Origin of the sequence: Exiguobacterium sp. SH0S2 (assembly GCF_004337185.1) — a bacterium.
Taxonomy (GTDB): Bacteria; Bacillota; Bacilli; order Exiguobacteriales; family Exiguobacteriaceae; genus Exiguobacterium; species Exiguobacterium aurantiacum_A.
Window position 1 is genome coordinate 1 of the sequence record NZ_SJVB01000004.1, and the last position, 19,078, is coordinate 19,078.

The following is a 19,078-nucleotide window of genomic DNA, read 5'->3' on the forward strand; positions in this document are numbered from 1 at the left end:
CGACTTGCATGTATTAGGCACGCCGCCAGCGTTCGTCCTGAGCCAGGATCAAACTCTCCAAAGAATTTGATATAGCTCTTGAAAATGACGAAGCTTGCGCTTCAATCAAAACTTGTAAAACTTTTTTTGCCTCATCGTTCAGTTTTCAAAGTTCGTCTGTCGCTCTTAACGACTCATTAATAATATCATCTGTAATTATATTCGTCAACTATAAAAATAAAATATTTTAAAAGAATAATATCTAGCGTATTCTTTCAACGGCACTATATAGAAGGAACACGCTAGACGGTCATTGAAAAGCGACGATTCGAACCTCATCAAGTTGAGACAAATCGTACGTTTCTTGCGTTGGTTCAGCGATCACGACCGGTTGTTCCACGCTCGGCGTGTAACCTTGAATCGTTCCTCGCACACCGCTGCTCAGTAAGACAGTCCGTCCTACATCGTAAAAACCGAGCAGTGTAGCTAAAAGCGTCAACGCTTCCCCATCGTATGCCTCATTTTGCCACATATAAAAATAAGCCTCTTCTGCTGTCAACGCTGACCTGAACGTACGTGGGGCTGTCAATTGGCAGAACCGATCAGCGACGATAAACAACGGTGATGCAGGATGGAGGGCTCGTTCTTCTAGCCGATTCGGAAAACCTGACCCGTCTAAGCGTTCATGATGTTCGGCAATCAATTTACCGACCCTGGCTCTAAGTGTCTGATCTTGCGGTAACATCGCAAACGAGACGACCGGGTGCTGATACAACAGCTCTCGTTCCATTTTTGTGAAATAGCGCATGTGGGACCATTTTCGTATTTTAGCGTAGCTCGCATCTGCGAAATAAGAAGCCACGCCATAATCGAATTGAATGCGGTGTTCATCTCCTCGGTATTTCGATAGCGTCTTGGCTACTAAGGCTCGATAAATCGCATGATGAATCACATGATTTTTTCGAAGTGGTTGATTCGTAAAGAACGTGACGATGGCCGATAGCGGATATTCACGTTTAAACAGTTGATGGACGAATTCAAGCGCTTCGTAAGGGTTGGGGGCAATCCGTTCTTCCCATTGATTGTAATGCCGTTCATATTGGAGCACTTTTGCACATAGTTCGATTTCCTCGTCGCGGGTAAGATGGCGACATTCGACCGGAGCGACATCAATCGCTCCCACCTTTAAAAAACGGAGCAAGCGTAAATGTTCGTTTGTCAGTTTCGTTCCTGCCTCTAACGAAGAAACTGACGTCAAAAGCGTCATCCCAACGTGAACGTTTGAAATGGCAAGTCGCATGCTCATCCCTCCTGATTGTATGAAAAAAGGTCGAACGGAAGCACCGTTCAACCTTTTCGCCTTACTCAGTCTCTTCAGACGATGGGCCAACTTCGGGTGCTTCATCAACAAACCCATTCTCCACATCAACTGTCGATTCCTCTTCTAATTCATCTTCTAATTCATCTTTTTTCAGTTTAGCAATTGTCGCCAAGCGGTCGCCATCTTCGATATTCATGACTTTGACACCGCGCGTGCTACGACCCATTTGCGAAATTGTTTGGGCATCGATTCGAATCGCGACACCGAGCTCGGTCATGAGCATGATGTCATCATCTTCATCGACTACGCGCATCCCGACGACAGTTCCGCGGTCTGTCTTGATTCCGATAATTCCAGAACCGCCTCGACCTTGCGTACGGAATTGTTCCATCGCCGTGCGTTTGCCATATCCTTTTTCCGTGATGATGAGCACGTCTTGCGTCGGGCGTACGATTTCCATCGAAACGACTCGATCATCATCTTTCTTCAGTCGAATCGCACGTACACCGCGAGCGGTACGGCCCATCGAACGGACCTCACCTTCGAGCGGGAAGCGAATCGACATCCCTGCGTGTGTCACGATCAACATCTCGTCATCGCTCTTCGCGAGACGTACGGTAACGAGCTCATCGCTATCATTTAAGCTGATGGCACGCAACCCGTTTTTGTTGATGCGAGCATAGGCAGAAAGCGGTGACCGTTTGACAAGTCCGTGCTTCGTGACAAACACGAGTGACAATTGCTCATCAGCCACTTCTTCTTCTTCTGAACCTTCACCAACGTCCTCAACGATGGCTTTGTCCGCCAAATAGCTATTAAAGTCGACCGGGATCATCGTTTCGACCTTCTCACCCTTATCGACTTGGAGCAAGTTGATAATCGGCATCCCTTTCGCGGTTCGGCTCATCTCAGGAATCTCATATCCTTTCAAGCGGAACACGCGACCGAAGTTCGTGAAGAACAAGATCGTATCGTGCGTTGAAGCAGATAAGAGGCGCAATACGAAGTCTTCGTCATTCGTACCCATTCCTTGTTTCCCTCGACCGCCGCGACGTTGTGTGCGATACGAGTCACTCGGAATCGATTTGATGTAGCCTTCGCTCGTCAGTGCGATCATCATGTCCCGAACTGGGATCAAATCCTCATCCTCAAGCTCGATGATGTCGGTACGAATCACGGTACGACGTGCATCGCCGTAACGCTCTTTGATTTCAGTCAACTCATTGCGAATGATTTCGAGAAGGAGTTCCTCGTCCCCCAAAATCGCACGCAATTCTTCGATCAACGTACGGATCTCGCGATACTCGCCTTCGATCTTCTCGCGTTCAAGACCGGTCAACCGTTGGAGACGCATATCGAGAATGGCTTGCGTCTGCTCTGTTGATAGCCCGAAGCGGGTAATCAACTTTTCACGGGCCTCGTCACCGGTCCGCGTGCTGCGGATGATGGCGATGACTTCATCGAGGTGGTCGAGCGCGACACGGAGACCTTCGAGAATATGCGCACGCGCTTCTGCCTTATCGAGGTCGAACTGCGTCCGACGACGAACGACTTCTTTTTGGTGCTCGATGTAATAATAGATCGCTTGTTTCAAGTTGAGCGTCTTCGGACGTCCTCCGACGAGCGCGAGCATGTTCACCCCGAACGTCGTTTGCATCGGCGTCTGTTTATACAAGTTGTTCAAAATGACGCTTGCGTTCGCATCGCGGCGTACCTCGATGACGACGCGCATTCCGTTTCGGTCCGACTCGTCACGAAGGTCTGTGATGCCCTCGATTTTCTTATCGCGAACTAGGTCAGCAATCTTTTCAACGAGACGTGCCTTGTTCACTTGATACGGAATTTCATGGATGAGGATGCGTTCACGGCCGTTCTTCAACACTTGGATCTCGGCTTTCGCGCGCATCGTGATCGATCCGCGACCTGTCTCATACGCCCGGCGAATACCGCTGCGTCCTAAAATCTCACCAGACGTCGGAAAGTCCGGACCCGGAATGTACTGCATGAGCTCTGAAATCGTGATGTCCGGATTGTGCGTGAGCGCAAGCACGCCATCGATTACTTCGTTCAAGTTATGTGGTGGTACGTTCGTCGCCATCCCGACCGCGATCCCGCTCGTACCATTGACGAGGAAGTTCGGGAAACGGGCCGGCATAACGACTGGTTCTTTCTCTTCACCATCAAAGTTTGCTTGATAGTCGATCGTGTTTTTACCGATATCGCGCACGAGTTCCATCGCGATTTTCGACATCCGGGCTTCCGTGTAACGCATTGCCGCTGCCGAGTCTCCATCGACGGACCCGAAGTTTCCGTGGCCATCGACGAGTTCATAGCGATAACTGAAATCTTGGGCCATCCGGACCATCGTCTCGTAAACGGCTGAATCACCGTGTGGGTGATATTTACCGATGACGTCACCGACGACACGGGCAGACTTCTTGTGGGGCTTGTCGGCACGAATCCCGAGCTCGTTCATCGCATAAAGGATACGGCGGTGAACCGGCTTGAGACCGTCTCGCACGTCCGGGAGGGCACGCGACACGATGACGCTCATCGCATAGTCCATGAACGACGTCCGCATCTCTTGGCTAATATTTATATCCTTGATATTTTCTTGTTCTGCCATTCGTTATTGCCTACCCTTCTTTTTAAATATCGAGGTTTTTCACGTAGTGTGCGTGTGACTGGATAAAGTCACGGCGCGGCTCGACATTGTCGCCCATGAGCGTCTCAAAGACCTCATCTGCCTCGATGGCGTCTTGAAGGTCGACACGAAGCATCGAGCGAGACTCTGGATTCATCGTCGTGCTCCAAAGTTGTTCCGGGTCCATCTCACCGAGACCCTTGTAGCGCTGTACACTATAGCGCGCGTTCTCAGGAAGTCGTTTGATTGCTTCTTGGAGTTCGCGGTCGTTTTGGACGTAAACAATCTCTTTACCATGTTTTACACCGTAGAGTGGCGGCTGGGCGATGTAGACGTAGCCGCTCTCAATAAGTGGCCGCATGTAACGATAGAAGAACGTCAGCAACAGTGTCCGGATGTGGGCACCATCGACGTCGGCATCGGTCATGATGATCAACTTATGGTAACGCGCCTTGCCGAGATCGAATTCGTCGGCGATCCCGGTCCCAAGTGCCGTGATGATTGTCCGGACTTCTTGGTTGGCTAAGATTTTATCGAGTCTTGCTTTCTCGACGTTGATGATCTTACCTCGGATTGGCAAAATCGCTTGGAAATGACGGTCGCGTCCTGACTTGGCTGATCCACCGGCCGAGTCACCCTCGACGATGTACAGTTCAGATTTTGATGCGTCCTTCGATGAACAGTCGGCCAGCTTACCTGGCAACGAGCTGACTTCAAGGATGCCTTTACGACGTGTCATTTCACGGGCGCGTTTGGCCGCGAGGCGGGCACGGGCTGCCATGAGCCCTTTGTCGACGATGAGTCGGCCGACCGACGGGTTCTCAAGTAAGAACTGTTCGAACGTCTCGCTAAAGAGTGAATCTGTCACCGTACGGGCGTCAGCGTTACCGAGCTTCGTCTTCGTCTGTCCCTCGAACTGCGGTGACGGGTGTTTGACCGAGACGATCGCGGTCATCCCCTCACGCACGTCGTCGCCAGAAAGGCTGCCATCAGCCTCTTTCATCAATCCAAAGCGTTTGGCGTAATCGTTGATCGCCCGTGTCAGTGCCGTTTTGAATCCGGTCTCGTGCGTTCCGCCTTCGTGTGTCGGAATGTTGTTTGTGAACGAGTAAATATTGCTAGAGAACCCTTCGTTGTACTGCAGCGCGATCTCTACTTCGATCCCGTCTTTCGTACCGTGTACATAAACCGGTTCCTCGTGGATCGAAGACTTCGAACGGTTCAAATGCTCGACGTAAGACTTGATCCCGCCTTCGTAATAATAGTTTCGCTCGATCGTTTCATCGCCCCGCTCATCTTTTGCGATGATACGGAGTCCTTTGTTCAAGAAAGCAAGTTCACGCAAGCGCGTTGCGAGAAGATCAAAATCGTATTCGAGTGTTTCGTCGAAGATGTCTCCATCTGGGAAGAAACGAACCGTCGTACCGGTCGTGTCTGTCGTGCCGACAATCTCGAGCTCACCTTGAGGTGCGCCGCGTTTGAACGATTGATAGTAAACGTTACCGTTTCGGCGTACGAACACTTCGAGTTTCTTCGACAAGGCGTTAACGACGGACGCCCCGACTCCGTGCAAACCACCCGACACTTTATATCCACCGCCGCCAAATTTACCTCCGGCGTGGAGAACGGTGAAGATGACTTCGACGGCAGGACGTCCTGTCTTTTTCTGAATGTCGACCGGAATCCCCCGGCCATCATCTTCGACAACGACAGAGTTGCCTGGTTCGACCGTCACGGTAATCGTTTCACAATGACCGGCTAGCGCTTCATCAATCGAGTTGTCGACGACTTCCCACACTAAGTGATGGAGCCCGCGTGAACTCGTCGAACCGATATACATCCCTGGGCGTTTACGAACGGCTTCTAACCCTTCAAGCACTTGAATCTGATCGGCACCGTAATCTTGCATTTGTTTTTCGTTTTCGTTACTCATCGGTTTCATTCACCTACTATACATGAATTGGTGTTCATAAGGATTGGTCGTACGTTAGACAGATTCCGTCTCAACTTTACCTTGTTTCACGTGAAACAACTTGGCTTGTTGAATCGTTTCGTGAGCAATTCCATCGATATTGGTCGTCGTAATAATCGTTTGGACTTTCTGCCCCATCGTATCAAGCAGATGGGTTTGGCGATGATCATCTAATTCAGATAAGACGTCGTCTAACAACAGCAGCGGATACTCCCCGACCTCTTCGTGGATCAGTTCAATCTCCGCTAGTTTTAACGACAAGGCCGCCGTGCGTTGCTGGCCCTGTGAACCGAACGTTTGGACGTTCCGATCATTGACGTACAATTCGAAGTCGTCGCGATGGGGACCGAACAGGGTCACACCTCTTCTTCGTTCGTTCTCTCTTATTTTATCAAACTTTTGCCGATACGTTTCAAACATCTGTTCTTTCGTGTGACGTTCTTTTTGAAACGTGTCCGAGACGTATTGAATCGTCAACGTTTCTAAGTTCCGAGTGATTCCTGCATGGATCGGTCCGGCCCATTTCTCGAGTTGATCGATAAAATGGTGGCGCCTGGAGACGATTTTGACGGCAAGCTCAATCAGTTGGTCGGTGAGCACTTCGAGCAATGTCTCGTCCCCACCTTTGATCGACAGTTGTTTTAAAAATGCATTCCGTTGCTTCAGTGTTTTCAAATACTGATTCAAGTCATGTAAGTAAATCGGACTGACTTGTCCGATTTCCATATCTAAAAAACGTCTTCTTCCTTGAGGGCTGCCTTTGACGATCGCAAGATCTTCTGGCGCGAACAAGACGACGTTGAACGCTCCGACGTAGTCACTGAGCCGTCGTTGCTCGAGGTGGTTCAGTTTCGCTTTTTTCCCTTTCGGAGAAAAGCTCAGCGACTGTACCGTTTCACCGGTACGTTTATGGATCCGACCCTCGACGATGGCCGTTTCCGCTTCCCATCCGATCAGTTCACGGTCTTGCGTCGTCCGATGCGACTTTGCGAGCGCAAGTACGTAAATCGATTCGAGCAGATTCGTTTTGCCTTGGGCGTTCTCACCGATGAGAACATTCGTCTGTTCTGAAAAATTTAGCTCAAGGGCTTCGTAGTTGCGGTAGTTTTGCAGTCGAATCGACAATAAGTGCACGTTAGTTCCCCTCGATTTGGAAGTCCCCGTAGCCCTCGACTTCAATCTTGTCTCCGTCGCGGAGTTTACGGCCGCGGCGTTGATCGACCTCGCCGTTCACTTTGATCTCAACGTCTTCCAAAAAGAATTTCGCTTGGCCTCCGCTTGAAATAATATCAGCTAATTTTAAAAATTGTCCGAGTGTTACATACTCGGTCGTAATCGACACTTTTTCCATGTCGTCACTTCCTTTCCTTCATACTTTTCACAAAAAATCGCCATACATATTAGTTTATCGAAAAACGTCGAATAAGGCAAAAATAGGGATGATAAGGTGAAACACCTCATCATCCCCGATTCGCTCCATCTTGATTACGATGTGCGGACTGGCAAAATCAACTGAAGGACACTATCTTGTTCGACCGGACGCAAAATGAACGGGCGCATCGAACCTGTGAATTGAACCTCGATTTCCGTCGCATCGAGCGCACGAAGCGCATCCATGACAAATTTCGAGTTGAACGAAATTTTGAGTTCTTCACCTTCGAGCGATAAGATGCTGACCCGCTCGGACACTTTCCCGACTTCAGGCGAGTGTGAAGAGACTTCGACCGTGTTCGCTTCTTCAGCCACGAACTTGATGACATTGTTGCGATCCGAACGTGCCAACAGCGATGCACGATCAATCGCCTGTAAGAAATCTTTCGCATTCAAACGAACTGCAGTCCGATATTCTTCTGGGATCAAGCGAGACGTATCTGGGTACGCTCCATCAAGAAGACGTGAAAAGAACGAAATGTTTTTCAGACGGAATAGAATCTGTTGGTCCGTCAAGACGATTTCAATCGGCAACTCTTCACGGTCAAGTAATTTTGCGAGCTCATTGAGCGAACGACCCGGCACGACGACGTTTTGGAACGTCAAATCGTCATCTGTTTCAAAACGGGCCCGGCGCAGTGCCAACCGATGGCTATCCGTCGCGACGCATGTCAAAAATCCTTTTTCAGCTGAGAAATTCACACCTGTCAGGACTGGACGTGTCTCTTGCGACGAGACGGCAAAGCTTGTTTGGCGAATGATCGTCTTCAACAAATCGGCCGGAAGATAGAACCGGCGGTCGCTCGCTAGTTCAGGGAGACGTGGATACTCGTCTGGGTCGAGTCCGTTCAGATGGAACTCCGCTTGACCTGATTCGATACGCGTCATGAAGTTTGGTGAGACTTCGAGTGTGACTTCGTTCGTCGGGAGCTTCTTGACGATTTCACCAAGGAAACGGGCGTTCAAGACGACGCTACCGGCACGTTGGATTTGGATGAGTTCGATTCCACCCTCTTCGACCGGGATCAATCGTTCGATCGAAATTTCCGTATCACTTCCTGTGAGCGTCAATCCATCCGCATGGGCTTCAAGTTTTAATCCTGTCAAAATTGGGATCGTCGTTCTAGAAGCAACAGCTTTTGATACATCTTGTACGGCTTGCATGAATACATCGCGCTGAATCGTTAAGTGCATGTGGATAATTCCTCCTAAGTGAAATGAGTCATATAGTTTAATAATAATAGTATTATTTAAGTCATAATAGTAATAAGGGCTGTGGATAGTGGGGATAACTCACTTGAACAACTGGTGTTGAGCCAATCTGCCTGTGAATAACATGTGGATAACTCGGCTTGTTTATCCACAGGATATCCACAGGAGGAATGAGACGGTTACGACAACGCCTTCTTCAATGTTTTAATCGTCTCTTGCATCTCCGGATCATGCTTGAGTAACGTGCTAATCTTCTCATGCGCGTGGATAACTGTCGTGTGATCCCGCCCACCGAACTCTTCTCCGATTTTAGGGAGTGAGCTCTCGGTCATCTCGCGTGATAAATACATCGCGATCTGTCTCGGGAAAGCGAGCGTCTTCGTCCGTTTTTTCGCTTTGAGCTCATCGACCTCGATATTAAAGTGATGACCGACGATCTCTTGGATGTCACGGATGACAATCTTCTTCGCCTCTTGCACCGGCATGATGTTGTGGAGCGCTTCGGCAGCGACATCAGGGTCAATCGGCCGGGCGACGAGCTTCGCATAGGCGACGACGCGGGTAAGTGCGCCTTCAAGCTCACGAATGTTCGTGTCGATTTGATTCGCGATGTAGAGCATGACATCATTGGCGATATCAAGCCCTTCAGCTGTCGCTTTCTTCCGTAAAATCGCGATCCGCGTCTCGAGGTCAGGCGGCGTGATATCCGTGATCAGTCCCCATTCGAACCGAGACCGGAGACGATCTTCTAACGTCGGAATCTCTTTAGGCGGCCGATCGCTCGAGATGACGATTTGCTTTTGATCGTTATGGAGCGCATTGAACGTGTGGAAGAACTCTTCTTGCGTCTGTTCTTTCCCGGCCAAGAACTGAATGTCATCTATTAATAGAACATCGATGTTCCGGTAACGGTTACGGAACTCCTCTGTCTTGTTGTCGCGGATTGAGTTAATGAACTCGTTTGTAAACTTTTCCGACGAAACGTAGGCGATTCGTGCGCCTGGCTTCTGCCCTTTCACGTAATGACCGATCGCATGCATCAAGTGTGTCTTTCCAAGTCCGACTCCCCCATAGATGAAGAGCGGGTTGTAAGCTCTCGCAGGCGCTTCGGCCACAGCCAGTGAGGCAGCGTGGGCAAACCGGTTGCCCGAACCGATGACGAACGTTTCAAAGATATACTTATCGTTTAATTGACCGAGGTTCCCTTCCTCTTTTGATCGTACTGGAACCGGCTGCTCTCTCGTTTCTGTAGCGGCAATCGCTTCTTTTGATCCCTCTGCAGGAGCATACTTGTGCGCTTGCGACTCCTCGATAAAATGAATCTCAAGTCGATTGTTCGTCACTTCCTCAACCGTATCTTGCAGTAATGACAAGTACTGACGTTCGAGCCAAGTGACAATGAAACTAGCGGGGGCGGATACGACGAGTGTCGTTCCCATCAATGAAATTCCTTCCGTTGACTTCAACCACATGTCAAAGCTAGCTTTTGGTGTTCGTTCTTCTTCGTCGATTAGAGATAAAACATTTCTCCAAATCTCGCGAGCATTTTTCAATGAAAGACCTCCTTTACTCACATATTGGCGAAACTTATTCACATGATATACACATTCACTATTCTTATAGTAGAAACTAGGCTTATCCCCAGGAAACAAAAACTGTGGATAACGTTATCCACAAGGTGTTAACTATGGGGATAACAGTTATCCACAGGCTGTGTATATCTCGGAATTGATGAAATATCATCCACGAGTTGTGCACATTTAGTTTAGCAAAATAAAATAGACGTGGCAACGGTTTTTGACATTTATCCACAGATTAAAAAAACAATCCACAGGCACTTATCCACATGCTGTGGACAGTGTGGATAAGCTGTGGATATGTTGTGGATAAACTTAAAGTGAACGAGCCGTCATGAAAAAGTTATGCACAAAAGAGGGAGAAGGAAAATATCGTATTGTTTTTGTAAGAGAAGAAAGTGGAATTTTAAGAAACCGCACGTTACAATTGTTGAAAAAGATGGAGTTATACACATATAAGTGTGGATAAGTAGGTGGATATGTGGATAAAACGGCTTTATTAAGCTATTTGTAAAAGAATGACGGCTCAAATGTAAAGGTTGCGTCTCGTTTAGTCCCCTATTTTATCGATGTCTAGCCTGATCCGTCTAGCTGGGAAGATCAAGTCCATCGCTGCCAACTATTCGTGCCCGATTCGAAAACCTCTTGAAATGCCATTGACAATCGGTAGAACAGTTTATATAATCTTAAAGACTGCCTTAAATGAAACTATAACTTGCTAATAGAGCGTTAACCTTGAGGAGGTGCTTTAACCATGAAACCAACTTTTAATCCTAACAACCGTAAGCGTAAAAAAGTTCACGGATTCCGTTCGCGTATGGCGACTAAAAACGGCCGCAACATTCTTGCAGCTCGTCGTCGTAAAGGCCGCAAAGCCTTGACTGTCTAATAAAAATCAAAAGATTGCCCGGGGAACTGATCCTCGGGCAATCTTTTTTTATCGTCACAGAATCGAACGGAAAAAATCGATTCTCACTCGTTGAAATGAATGGGATATGATATGATGTTAGGTGACGATTTTTGAAGCGAAGGATGGAGTGAGAATTTTGAAAAAAGAATACCGCCTCCAAAAGAATGAAGAGTTCCAAGCGGTGTTTCGCGAAGGACGCTCCGTGGCTAATCGTCAGTTTGTCGTCTACACGCAAAAGGCGGATCAAGCGCATTTCCGGGTTGGACTTTCTGTCAGCAAAAAGTTAGGGAACGCAGTGGAACGAAACCGAATGAAACGATTGATGCGTGAATCGCTTCGCTTGCTCGAACCGAACGTAGCTCCGCATAATTATGTCATCATCGCTCGTAAACCGGCGACGTCGCTCTCGCAAGATGAAGTGACGGAGAGTTTGAAACATGTGTTCAAACGAGCTAAAGTTTGGCAACAGAGACAAGTCGATCGATCATAACAATCCGAGCTCGTTCTTTCATATATAACGCGAACTAATTAGGATTGACCGATAGACGTGTGACGCAACTAAAAGAATCGATACAGAAAGCGTAGGAGGAATTATGAGCAAAAACCTGAAATTAGGATTATTGGCCGTCATGACTGGTGTCATCTTGTTGATGGCCGGATGTGTCGATCCATCGACAATCCAAGGAGAGCCGATCACGGCTGAAACGGAAGGCTTCTGGTCTCAATACTTTGTATGGCCACTAGCATGGTTGTTAAAAGAAGCGGCTTATTTAATCGGCGGCACTTGGCAGTACGGGTATTCGATCATCGTTGCGACGATCATCGTCCGCCTCTTGATCTTACCGCTCATGATCAAGCAGACGAAGAGTATGGGTGCGATGCAAGTGTTGCAACCGGAAATGCTCAAGCTTCGTGAGAAGTATAGCTCGAAAGACCAAGAGACACAGCGTAAACTGCAAGAAGAAATGATGAAGATGTATCAAGACTACCAAATCAACCCGCTCGCAGGGTGTTTGCCAATCTTGATTCAAATGCCGATCTTATTCGCATTCTATGATGCGATTCGTCGGACACCTGAAATCTTTGAAGCAAGTTTCCTTTGGTTCGACCTTGGTGCGCCGGATCCGACGTTCATCTTGCCGATCCTTGCTGCGATCTTGACGTACGCCCAACAAAAAATCTCAATGGCGGGGCAAGAACAAAACCCGCAGTTGAAGATGATGCTTTATATCTTCCCGGTCATGATCTTCGTCATGTCGATCACCCTCCCGGCAGCCCTCTCGATGTACTGGGTCGTCGGTTACATCATCTCAATCATCGTGACGATGGCGATCATGTTGCCGATGCGTGAGAAGATGAAAGTTCAAGCTGAAGCGAAAATCGCTGCGAAAGAAGCAGAGCGCGCGGTACTCGCAGAAGAAGAAAAACAGAACAAAAAGAAAAAACGTAAATAAACGTTGAGGCTGTGGATAAATAATCCACAGTCTTTTTTTATGACAAGAGAAGTATTGTGGATAAAATGCGGGAATAGGATTAAGGACCAATCATCTGAATCAAGAAGGGAGCTTTCCGTATGGAGACGCTGATCAAACGGCTTGAACGTTCGACATTAGTCCAAGCCGGTATTTATTTGGTGATCGGGTTACTGATTTTATTCAATCCGCGCTTTTTCTTTGACGTCATCGTTTATCTCGTCGCCGGTTATTTTGCTGTACTCGGTCTTTGGGTGTTGTTCCAAGGTCTTCGCCAACGAAAAGATGGGTTGCCGCCATCGTTCTTTATGGGGATCGTCTATATCTTGATTGCCTTGATCGTCTTTTTCTTCGCTGAAACGTTAGCCAGCCTCTTGCCGCTCTTCATCGGTTTCTTGTTCTTGTTTGGCGGGCTCATCCGGCTCATTCAAGCCGTTGGTTTTCGCAAGACGATTGCGAGTCGCTGGATGTTCTTTCTATTGAGCAGCTTGTTGTGGATCGGGATCGGGCTACTCATGCTGGCGAACCCGTTCGACAGCTTACTCGTCTTGTTTCAATTGTTCGGCGGCTTTTTAATTGCCGTCGGTCTCATCGAAGTAGTACTCTATTTCACGCTTCGGTCTGCAAGACGCCAGCATGGATGAACGAAGAGCCGCCTGATTTCACAGGCGGCTCTTTTCGCGTTGCAGCAAATTTATGAGAAACGGTCGGATTGTTGCGAACCCTTCGATCGTCTCCAAAAATCGACGTTCCTCCTCTAGGCGAGCGACGTACAGTCGCGCTGCCGTGGCATGTTTTGTCGGGGTCAACGACTCATACCACGCACGCAAATCAATGCGGGCGCGTGCAGCCACGTCTTTCAACCCGAGGACGCTACGATGCGGCTCGTAATGGGCTGCAAGGACGTAGGCGAAATGGTTCATCCCTTGGCGCAACATCTCGACGGCCCAAATGTCGTTTCCGCGGTCGCGTGCTTTCGTATATTGAAAGAAAAACCAAATCGCATCGAAGGCGTGCCCGTATAAGTCATCTGTAGCCAAGGTGAGCGAACGGGGATGATGTTCAAGCCGGTTGCCGGGGTCGAACAGCACCATAATTTCGTCGTGCCCGTTCAACGTCTCCGACGTGACGGTGAACAAGTCGACGTGTAAGAAGTCATCGTAGACGACAATCAGTTGCGGGGCGACGATGTCGATGTCGTCCTCGAGCAAGATTGGACGGTACGCCGACAAGTGCTGGCGCCGTCGGCTTAAAAAGTCAGCGACCTTCTCCGGGGCGACCATGACATAAAGGTCGACGTCCGAATGCTCATCGCCTTCCCCGCGTCCAAACGATCCTTTAAGAAAAATCGCTTGAACGGCTTCGTCTTGCTGTAACACGTCCGTCAGTTTAGAAATGGCCTCACATTGTCTCATTCCGTCGTGCCTCCTTTGGAAATATATTCCGCTATTGTACAAAAGTAAAAGCTGAAAAAGCAACTCGTGATGGAAAGGTCGGACCCTTTCGTTCGAGCTAAATATCGTGTATAGTAGGTGCGTTATGCATATGATAGATAAAGATGTTTGAAGTATGGGAGGGGAAGATTATGCTAGAGTTTGACACGATTACAGCCATTTCGACGCCGATGGGTGAAGGGGCAATCGGAATCGTCCGTTTGTCCGGTGATAAGGCTGTCGAGACGACGGCGAACGTGTTCGCGGGCAAAGACTTGACGGAAGTGGACTCGCACACGATTCATTACGGAAAACTGAAACGGCCTGGCACAGACGAGGTCATCGATGAAGTGATGGTCAGCGTCATGCGGGCGCCGAAGACGTTCACGCGAGAAGACGTCGTCGAAATCAACTGTCACGGAGGAATCGTCGCGGTCAATCGTGTCCTCGAGCTGATCCTCGAACAACCGAACATTCGATTGGCAGAACCAGGCGAGTTCACGAAGCGCGCCTTTTTGAATGGCCGCATCGACTTGTCACAAGCGGAAGCGGTCATGGATTTGATTCGGGCGAAGACCGACCGCGCCATGACCGTGGCGATGTCACAGATGGAAGGTCGTTTGTCGCGGCTCGTCCGCGATTTGCGTCAACTGTTGCTTGAAACGATCGCAGCCGTCGAGGTCAATATCGATTACCCAGAGTACGATGCTGAAGAGATGACGCAAGCGATCGTTGAAGAGAAGGCGGGCGAAGTGAAACGTGTGCTCGAACAACTGCTCGAAACGGCTCGCCAAGGAAAGATTTTGCGCGAAGGTCTCGCGACAGCGATCATCGGACGGCCGAACGTCGGCAAGTCCTCGCTGTTGAACACGCTCGTCCAGGAAACGAAGGCGATCGTCACGGAAATCGCGGGAACGACGCGCGACACGATCGAAGAGTACGTGAACGTCAAAGGCGTTCCGCTCAAGCTGATCGATACGGCCGGGATTCGCGAGACGGAAGACATCGTCGAACGGATCGGTGTTGAAAAATCGCGGAAGGCGCTTGCGGGCGCCGATCTCATCTTGCTCGTCTTGAACGGTCATGAGGGCTTGACGGTCGAAGATGAGGCGCTATTCGAGGCGATTGCCGGCATGAATGCGATTATCATCATCAACAAGACGGACTTGCCACAAAACATGGATTCTTCTAAGCTAGAGAAATTAGCGGCAGGGCGCCCGATTGTGGCTACATCGCTATTATTGGAAGAAGGGATCGATGCGCTTGAAAAGGCGATTTCGAACTTGTTCTTCGCCAAAGGCGTCGAGTCGCAAGATATGACATATATCTCGAACGCACGACACATTCAACTCATTAAACGGACGATCGAGCAAATCGATGAGGCGCTCGGTAGCGCCGGCATGAACATGCCGATTGACATGGTCCAAATTGATTTACGTCGGGCGTGGGATACGCTCGGGGAAATCAATGGGGACACGGTCCAGGAAAGTTTGATCGATCAACTGTTTTCACAGTTTTGTCTTGGGAAATAAGAAGGAGGAAACACTATGGCTTACACGGCAGGCGAGTTTGACGTCATCGTCATCGGAGCCGGTCACGCGGGGATCGAAGCGGCACTTGCGTCGGCGCGCATGGGCGCGAAGACAGCGATGCTCACGATGAACCCGGACATGGTCGGGTTTATGTATTGCAATCCGTCGATCGGAGGTCCCGCTAAAGGGATCGTCGTTCGTGAAATCGATGCCCTCGGAGGCGAGATGGCGAAAGCGATTGACGCGACATATATTCAAATGAAAATGCTCAACACATCAAAAGGTCCAGCGGTGCGTGCGTTACGGGCGCAAGCGGACAAATTCCAATATCAAAATCACATGAAGAAAGTACTTGAAGACGAGCCGAACCTGTTGCTTCGTCAAGCACTCGTCGAGCGTCTCATCGTCGAAGACGGGCAAGTGCGAGGCGTCATCACGAACACAGGCTCGGAGTATCGGGCGAACGCGGTCATCGTCACGACCGGTACGTTCATGCGCGGACAGATCATCATCGGAGAACTGTCTTATGAGAGCGGTCCGAACAACCAAATGCCTTCTGTCGAGCTGTCGAAGCATCTCGAAGAACTCGGGCTTGAACTTGTTCGTTTCAAGACGGGTACGCCGCCGCGAATCGACGGGAAGACGATCGATTATTCAAAAACGGAGATTCAGCCGGGGGACGAGAACCCGTCGCTCTTCTCTTACACGTCGACCGATCTCAATCCGATCGAACAGATCCCATGCTGGCTCACGTATACGAGCGAGCGGACGCACCAGTTGATCGACGAGAACTTGCATCGTTCGCCGATGTATTCGGGCGCGATCAAAGGGACAGGGCCACGCTACTGTCCGTCGATTGAAGATAAAGTCGTTCGTTTCAACGACAAGCCGCGTCATCAAATCTTCCTCGAGCCAGAAGGCCGCGACACGGAAGAAATCTACGTCCAAGGCTTCTCGACGAGCATGCCGGAAGACGTTCAGCACCAGATGCTTCGGACAATCCCGGGTCTTGAGAACTCAGAGATGATGCGCCCCGGTTACGCGATCGAATACGACGCGGTCGTACCGACGCAACTTTGGCCGACACTCGAGACGAAGACGGTCAGCGGTCTGTTCACGGCTGGGCAGATCAACGGGACGAGCGGATACGAGGAGGCAGCCGGGCAAGGTATCATGGCCGGTATGAACGCCGCCTGCAAAGTGCTCGGGAAAGACCCGGTCATTTTGGACCGGTCGCAAGCGTATATCGGTGTCTTGATCGACGACCTTGTGACGAAAGGGACGAACGAGCCGTATCGTCTGCTGACGTCACGTGCCGAATATCGCTTGCTCCTTCGCCACGATAACGCCGATCTTCGCCTCAGCGACATCGGACACGAAGTCGGTTTGTTGTCGGCTGAGCGCCATGCAAATCTTGAAGACAAACGTACAGCCATCGCTGCGGAAGTGAAGCGGCTCCAGTCGCTCGTGATCAAACCGTCTGCTGAAGTGAATGCGATTTTGGAAGAAGTCGGGGCGAACCCGCTCAAAGAAGCAGCACATGCCAACATCTTGTTGAAGCGGCCCGAAGTGACGTACGCGACGCTGACGCGGTTTGCACCGGCTCCGGTCGAAGTGCCGTTCGAAGTAGCTGAACAAGTCGAGATTCAAGTGAAATATGAAGGCTACATCTCGAAACAGCTCGAGCAAGTCGAAAAAATGCGTCGTATGGAAGAGAAGCGCATCCCTGAGAAGCTCGACTATGACGCGATCAGTGGTCTTGCGACGGAAGCGCAACAAAAATTGAAACAAGTTCGTCCGCTCTCGATTGGACAAGCGTCACGTATTTCTGGGGTGAACCCGGCCGACGTATCGATTCTTCTTGTCTATATCGAGCAGGGACAATACGCAACGGTGGAGTGAAACGATGAATCAATCCCAATTTATTGAAGCCTTACAGGCAGAAGGGTTCGAACTGAGCGAGAAACAACTCGCCCAGTTCGAACGGTATTTCGAGATGCTCGTCGAATGGAACGAGAAGATGAATTTGACGGCAATCACGGATAAAGAAGAAGTCTATTTGAAGCATTTCTACGATTCGCTGAGCGCTGCGTTTCATTTCGACTTCACGACCGTCGAGACGGTATGTGACGTCGGCGCCGGGGCAGGATTCCCGAGCTTACCGCTCAAAATCTTGTTCCCGCACTTACATGTGACGATTGTCGATTCGCTCAACAAGCGCATCACGTTCTTGAACGAACTCGCCCTCGCTCTCGAGCTAGATGGCGTCGCGTTCCACCACGGACGCGCTGAAGAGTTCGGGAAAAATAAAAAATTCCGTGAGCAATTTGATGTCGTGACGGCCCGTGCCGTCGCGCGGATGACGGTGCTCGCCGAGTACTGTCTACCGCTCGCAAAAGTCGGCGGAACGTTCGTGGCGCTCAAAGCCGCGAAAGTTTCCGACGAACTTGTGGACGCGAAGAATGCCTTGGCGGTGCTCGGTGGGAAAGTAAAAGCGACACACCAGTTCCTATTGCCAGGAGAGATGAGTGAGCGTAATATCGTAATTGTAGATAAATTACGTAAAACGCCCGGGAAATATCCGCGTAAAGCGGGAACGCCTGCGAAAGAGCCGCTAATCTGAGTATTCTTGTTTCACGTGAAACTAAAAGCAGATTCCAGTGGTGGAATCTGCTTATTTTTTACATAAAGGGGTGCCGACGTTGAAGAAAACATTTGCTAAACTGTTCGGAAGTCGTCAAGAAGTGGCCGTCACGGAAATGACGCAAGTTAAACCGAACGACACGGTCCAAGAAATCGCTTTAGCATTACTTCTTCCAAACCGTTATCAACCGCGTAAAGTATTTGAACCGGCTAAGATTGAAGAGTTGGCCGTCACGATCGAAGAGCACGGATTGCTTCAGCCGATCGTTGTTCGTAAGGCGGAAGGGGACCGCTATGAGATCATCGCTGGGGAGCGTCGTTTTCGTGCGGTCAAATCGTTAGGATGGTCCGTCATTCCGGCTATCGTCCGTGACATGGATGACGATACAACGGCCGCCTTGGCGCTCATCGAAAACTTACAACGCGAACAGCTTAGCCCGATTGAAGAAGCGGAAGCGTATGACCGGTTGTTGTCGATGAAACAGTTGACGCAAGACGCGCTCGCGAAGAGCCTTGGTAAGAGCCAGTCGACAATCGCGAACAAGTTACGCCTCTTGAAGCTGCCGAACGACGTCAAACAATGTTTACGTGACCGTCAAATCAACGAACGACATGCCCGGGCGCTCTTGCCGCTCAAAGAAGAGTTGCTGCAAATTCAAGTACTCACGGAGATCCTTGAAGAAGACTATAACGTCAAAGAGACGGAACAGCGTGTCGCGTTCTTGACGACACCGATCGAAGAAGAAAAACGGAAACCGAAGAAGCAACGCCGGCGGACGAAAAGTTTTGCCCGAGACACTCGAATCGCGATCAACACGATCCGTGACTCGATTGATTTGATCGGGAAAACCGGTATCGAAGTTCAAACCGAAGAAGTCGATGAAGAAGAGTTTGTTGAAATTCGAATCCGAATCCCAAAAGCGCGGCCACAAAAGTGAGCTCGTGCTTTTTT

The 19,078-nt window shown here is 49.7% G+C and carries 16 protein-coding genes and 1 rRNA gene; 8 read left to right on the forward strand and 9 right to left on the reverse strand.

What is annotated here, in order from left to right; all coding sequences use genetic code 11:
- From EVJ21_RS10530 to dnaA, 8 genes are all read right to left on the reverse strand, one after another.
- Nucleotides 1–64 (reverse strand): 16S ribosomal RNA (locus EVJ21_RS10530); the annotation flags it as partial.
- Between the two features lie 225 nt (nucleotides 65–289).
- Nucleotides 290–1,279 carry an HD-GYP domain-containing protein gene (locus tag EVJ21_RS10535; protein WP_131466034.1) on the reverse strand — a complete coding sequence of 330 codons (990 nt, stop codon included), beginning with the start codon at nucleotides 1,277–1,279 and terminating at the stop codon, nucleotides 290–292.
- Between the two features lie 61 nt (nucleotides 1,280–1,340).
- Complete coding sequence (gene gyrA, locus EVJ21_RS10540) at nucleotides 1,341–3,926, reverse strand: DNA gyrase subunit A (RefSeq protein WP_131490457.1); 2,586 nt, start codon at nucleotides 3,924–3,926, stop codon at nucleotides 1,341–1,343.
- 22 nt (nucleotides 3,927–3,948) lie between these two features.
- The gene (gene gyrB, locus EVJ21_RS10545; protein WP_071398677.1) at nucleotides 3,949–5,877 is read right to left on the reverse strand and encodes a DNA topoisomerase (ATP-hydrolyzing) subunit B; all 1,929 of its coding nucleotides are present in this window, start codon (nucleotides 5,875–5,877) and stop codon (nucleotides 3,949–3,951) included.
- Nucleotides 5,878–5,931: 54 nt separating this feature from the next.
- Complete coding sequence (gene recF, locus EVJ21_RS10550; RefSeq protein WP_070329327.1) at nucleotides 5,932–7,050, reverse strand: DNA replication/repair protein RecF; 1,119 nt, start codon at nucleotides 7,048–7,050, stop codon at nucleotides 5,932–5,934.
- 1 nt (nucleotide 7,051) lies between these two features.
- Nucleotides 7,052–7,267, reverse strand: a complete 216-nt coding sequence (gene yaaA, locus EVJ21_RS10555) for a S4 domain-containing protein YaaA (protein ID WP_070329328.1) — start codon at nucleotides 7,265–7,267, stop codon at nucleotides 7,052–7,054.
- A 134-nt stretch (nucleotides 7,268–7,401) separates the two neighbouring features.
- Complete coding sequence (dnaN, locus tag EVJ21_RS10560) at nucleotides 7,402–8,541, reverse strand: DNA polymerase III subunit beta (RefSeq protein WP_070329329.1); 1,140 nt, start codon at nucleotides 8,539–8,541, stop codon at nucleotides 7,402–7,404.
- Nucleotides 8,542–8,738: 197 nt separating this feature from the next.
- Nucleotides 8,739–10,112, reverse strand: coding sequence for a chromosomal replication initiator protein DnaA (gene dnaA / locus EVJ21_RS10565; protein WP_070329330.1), 1,374 nt, complete (start codon nucleotides 10,110–10,112; stop codon nucleotides 8,739–8,741).
- Nucleotides 10,113–10,890: 778 nt separating this feature from the next.
- Here dnaA and rpmH point away from each other — a divergent pair.
- From rpmH to EVJ21_RS10585, 4 genes are all read left to right on the forward strand, one after another.
- Nucleotides 10,891–11,025 carry a 50S ribosomal protein L34 gene (gene rpmH / locus EVJ21_RS10570; protein WP_083274156.1) on the forward strand — a complete coding sequence of 45 codons (135 nt, stop codon included), beginning with the start codon at nucleotides 10,891–10,893 and terminating at the stop codon, nucleotides 11,023–11,025.
- A gap of 157 nt (nucleotides 11,026–11,182) precedes the next feature.
- Nucleotides 11,183–11,536 (forward strand): ribonuclease P protein component, encoded by a 354-nt coding sequence (gene rnpA / locus EVJ21_RS10575; RefSeq protein ID WP_070329331.1) that lies wholly within the window; start codon nucleotides 11,183–11,185, stop codon nucleotides 11,534–11,536.
- A 103-nt stretch (nucleotides 11,537–11,639) separates the two neighbouring features.
- A complete protein-coding gene (yidC, locus tag EVJ21_RS10580) occupies nucleotides 11,640–12,500 on the forward strand; it encodes a membrane protein insertase YidC (protein WP_070329332.1) in 861 nt (286 codons plus the stop codon).
- Between the two features lie 119 nt (nucleotides 12,501–12,619).
- The gene (locus tag EVJ21_RS10585; RefSeq protein WP_131490458.1) at nucleotides 12,620–13,162 is read left to right on the forward strand and encodes an HdeD family acid-resistance protein; all 543 of its coding nucleotides are present in this window, start codon (nucleotides 12,620–12,622) and stop codon (nucleotides 13,160–13,162) included.
- An 18-nt stretch (nucleotides 13,163–13,180) separates the two neighbouring features.
- On the opposite strand, the gene EVJ21_RS10590 is transcribed toward EVJ21_RS10585, so the two are convergent.
- Nucleotides 13,181–13,933 (reverse strand): nucleotidyltransferase domain-containing protein, encoded by a 753-nt coding sequence (locus EVJ21_RS10590; protein WP_131490460.1) that lies wholly within the window; start codon nucleotides 13,931–13,933, stop codon nucleotides 13,181–13,183.
- A gap of 170 nt (nucleotides 13,934–14,103) precedes the next feature.
- Here EVJ21_RS10590 and mnmE point away from each other — a divergent pair, with 170 nt between their 5' ends.
- The 4 genes from mnmE to noc all read left to right on the forward strand — a co-directional run bounded on the left by mnmE (nucleotide 14,104) and on the right by noc (nucleotide 19,064).
- On the forward strand, nucleotides 14,104–15,483 hold the full coding sequence (mnmE, locus tag EVJ21_RS10595; protein WP_070329335.1) for a tRNA uridine-5-carboxymethylaminomethyl(34) synthesis GTPase MnmE: 1,380 nt from the start codon (nucleotides 14,104–14,106) through the stop codon (nucleotides 15,481–15,483).
- A 15-nt stretch (nucleotides 15,484–15,498) separates the two neighbouring features.
- The gene (mnmG, locus tag EVJ21_RS10600) at nucleotides 15,499–17,385 is read left to right on the forward strand and encodes a tRNA uridine-5-carboxymethylaminomethyl(34) synthesis enzyme MnmG (RefSeq protein WP_016509084.1); all 1,887 of its coding nucleotides are present in this window, start codon (nucleotides 15,499–15,501) and stop codon (nucleotides 17,383–17,385) included.
- Nucleotides 17,386–17,389: 4 nt separating this feature from the next.
- Nucleotides 17,390–18,106, forward strand: a complete 717-nt coding sequence (rsmG, locus tag EVJ21_RS10605; protein ID WP_071398682.1) for a 16S rRNA (guanine(527)-N(7))-methyltransferase RsmG — start codon at nucleotides 17,390–17,392, stop codon at nucleotides 18,104–18,106.
- A 79-nt stretch (nucleotides 18,107–18,185) separates the two neighbouring features.
- Nucleotides 18,186–19,064, forward strand: a complete 879-nt coding sequence (gene noc / locus EVJ21_RS10610; RefSeq protein ID WP_070329337.1) for a nucleoid occlusion protein — start codon at nucleotides 18,186–18,188, stop codon at nucleotides 19,062–19,064.
- The last annotated feature ends 14 nt before the right edge of the window (nucleotides 19,065–19,078 follow it).

Bases quoted from the DNA above. Each gene is read 5' to 3' on its own strand.
- EVJ21_RS10535 (WP_131466034.1), bottom strand. From the start codon at position 1,279: ATGCGACTTGCCATTTCAAACGTTCACGTTGGGATGACGCTTTTGACG.
- gyrA (WP_131490457.1), bottom strand. From the start codon at position 3,926: ATGGCAGAACAAGAAAATATCAAGGATATAAATATTAGCCAAGAGATG.
- gyrB (WP_071398677.1), bottom strand. From the start codon at position 5,877: ATGAGTAACGAAAACGAAAAACAAATGCAAGATTACGGTGCCGATCAG.
- yaaA (WP_070329328.1), bottom strand. From the start codon at position 7,267: ATGGAAAAAGTGTCGATTACGACCGAGTATGTAACACTCGGACAATTT.
- dnaN (WP_070329329.1), bottom strand. From the start codon at position 8,541: ATGCACTTAACGATTCAGCGCGATGTATTCATGCAAGCCGTACAAGAT.
- rpmH (WP_083274156.1), top strand. From the start codon at position 10,891: ATGAAACCAACTTTTAATCCTAACAACCGTAAGCGTAAAAAAGTTCAC.
- yidC (WP_070329332.1), top strand. From the start codon at position 11,640: ATGAGCAAAAACCTGAAATTAGGATTATTGGCCGTCATGACTGGTGTC.
- EVJ21_RS10585 (WP_131490458.1), top strand. From the start codon at position 12,620: ATGGAGACGCTGATCAAACGGCTTGAACGTTCGACATTAGTCCAAGCC.
- EVJ21_RS10590 (WP_131490460.1), bottom strand. From the start codon at position 13,933: ATGAGACAATGTGAGGCCATTTCTAAACTGACGGACGTGTTACAGCAA.
- mnmE (WP_070329335.1), top strand. From the start codon at position 14,104: ATGCTAGAGTTTGACACGATTACAGCCATTTCGACGCCGATGGGTGAA.
- mnmG (WP_016509084.1), top strand. From the start codon at position 15,499: ATGGCTTACACGGCAGGCGAGTTTGACGTCATCGTCATCGGAGCCGGT.
- rsmG (WP_071398682.1), top strand. From the start codon at position 17,390: ATGAATCAATCCCAATTTATTGAAGCCTTACAGGCAGAAGGGTTCGAA.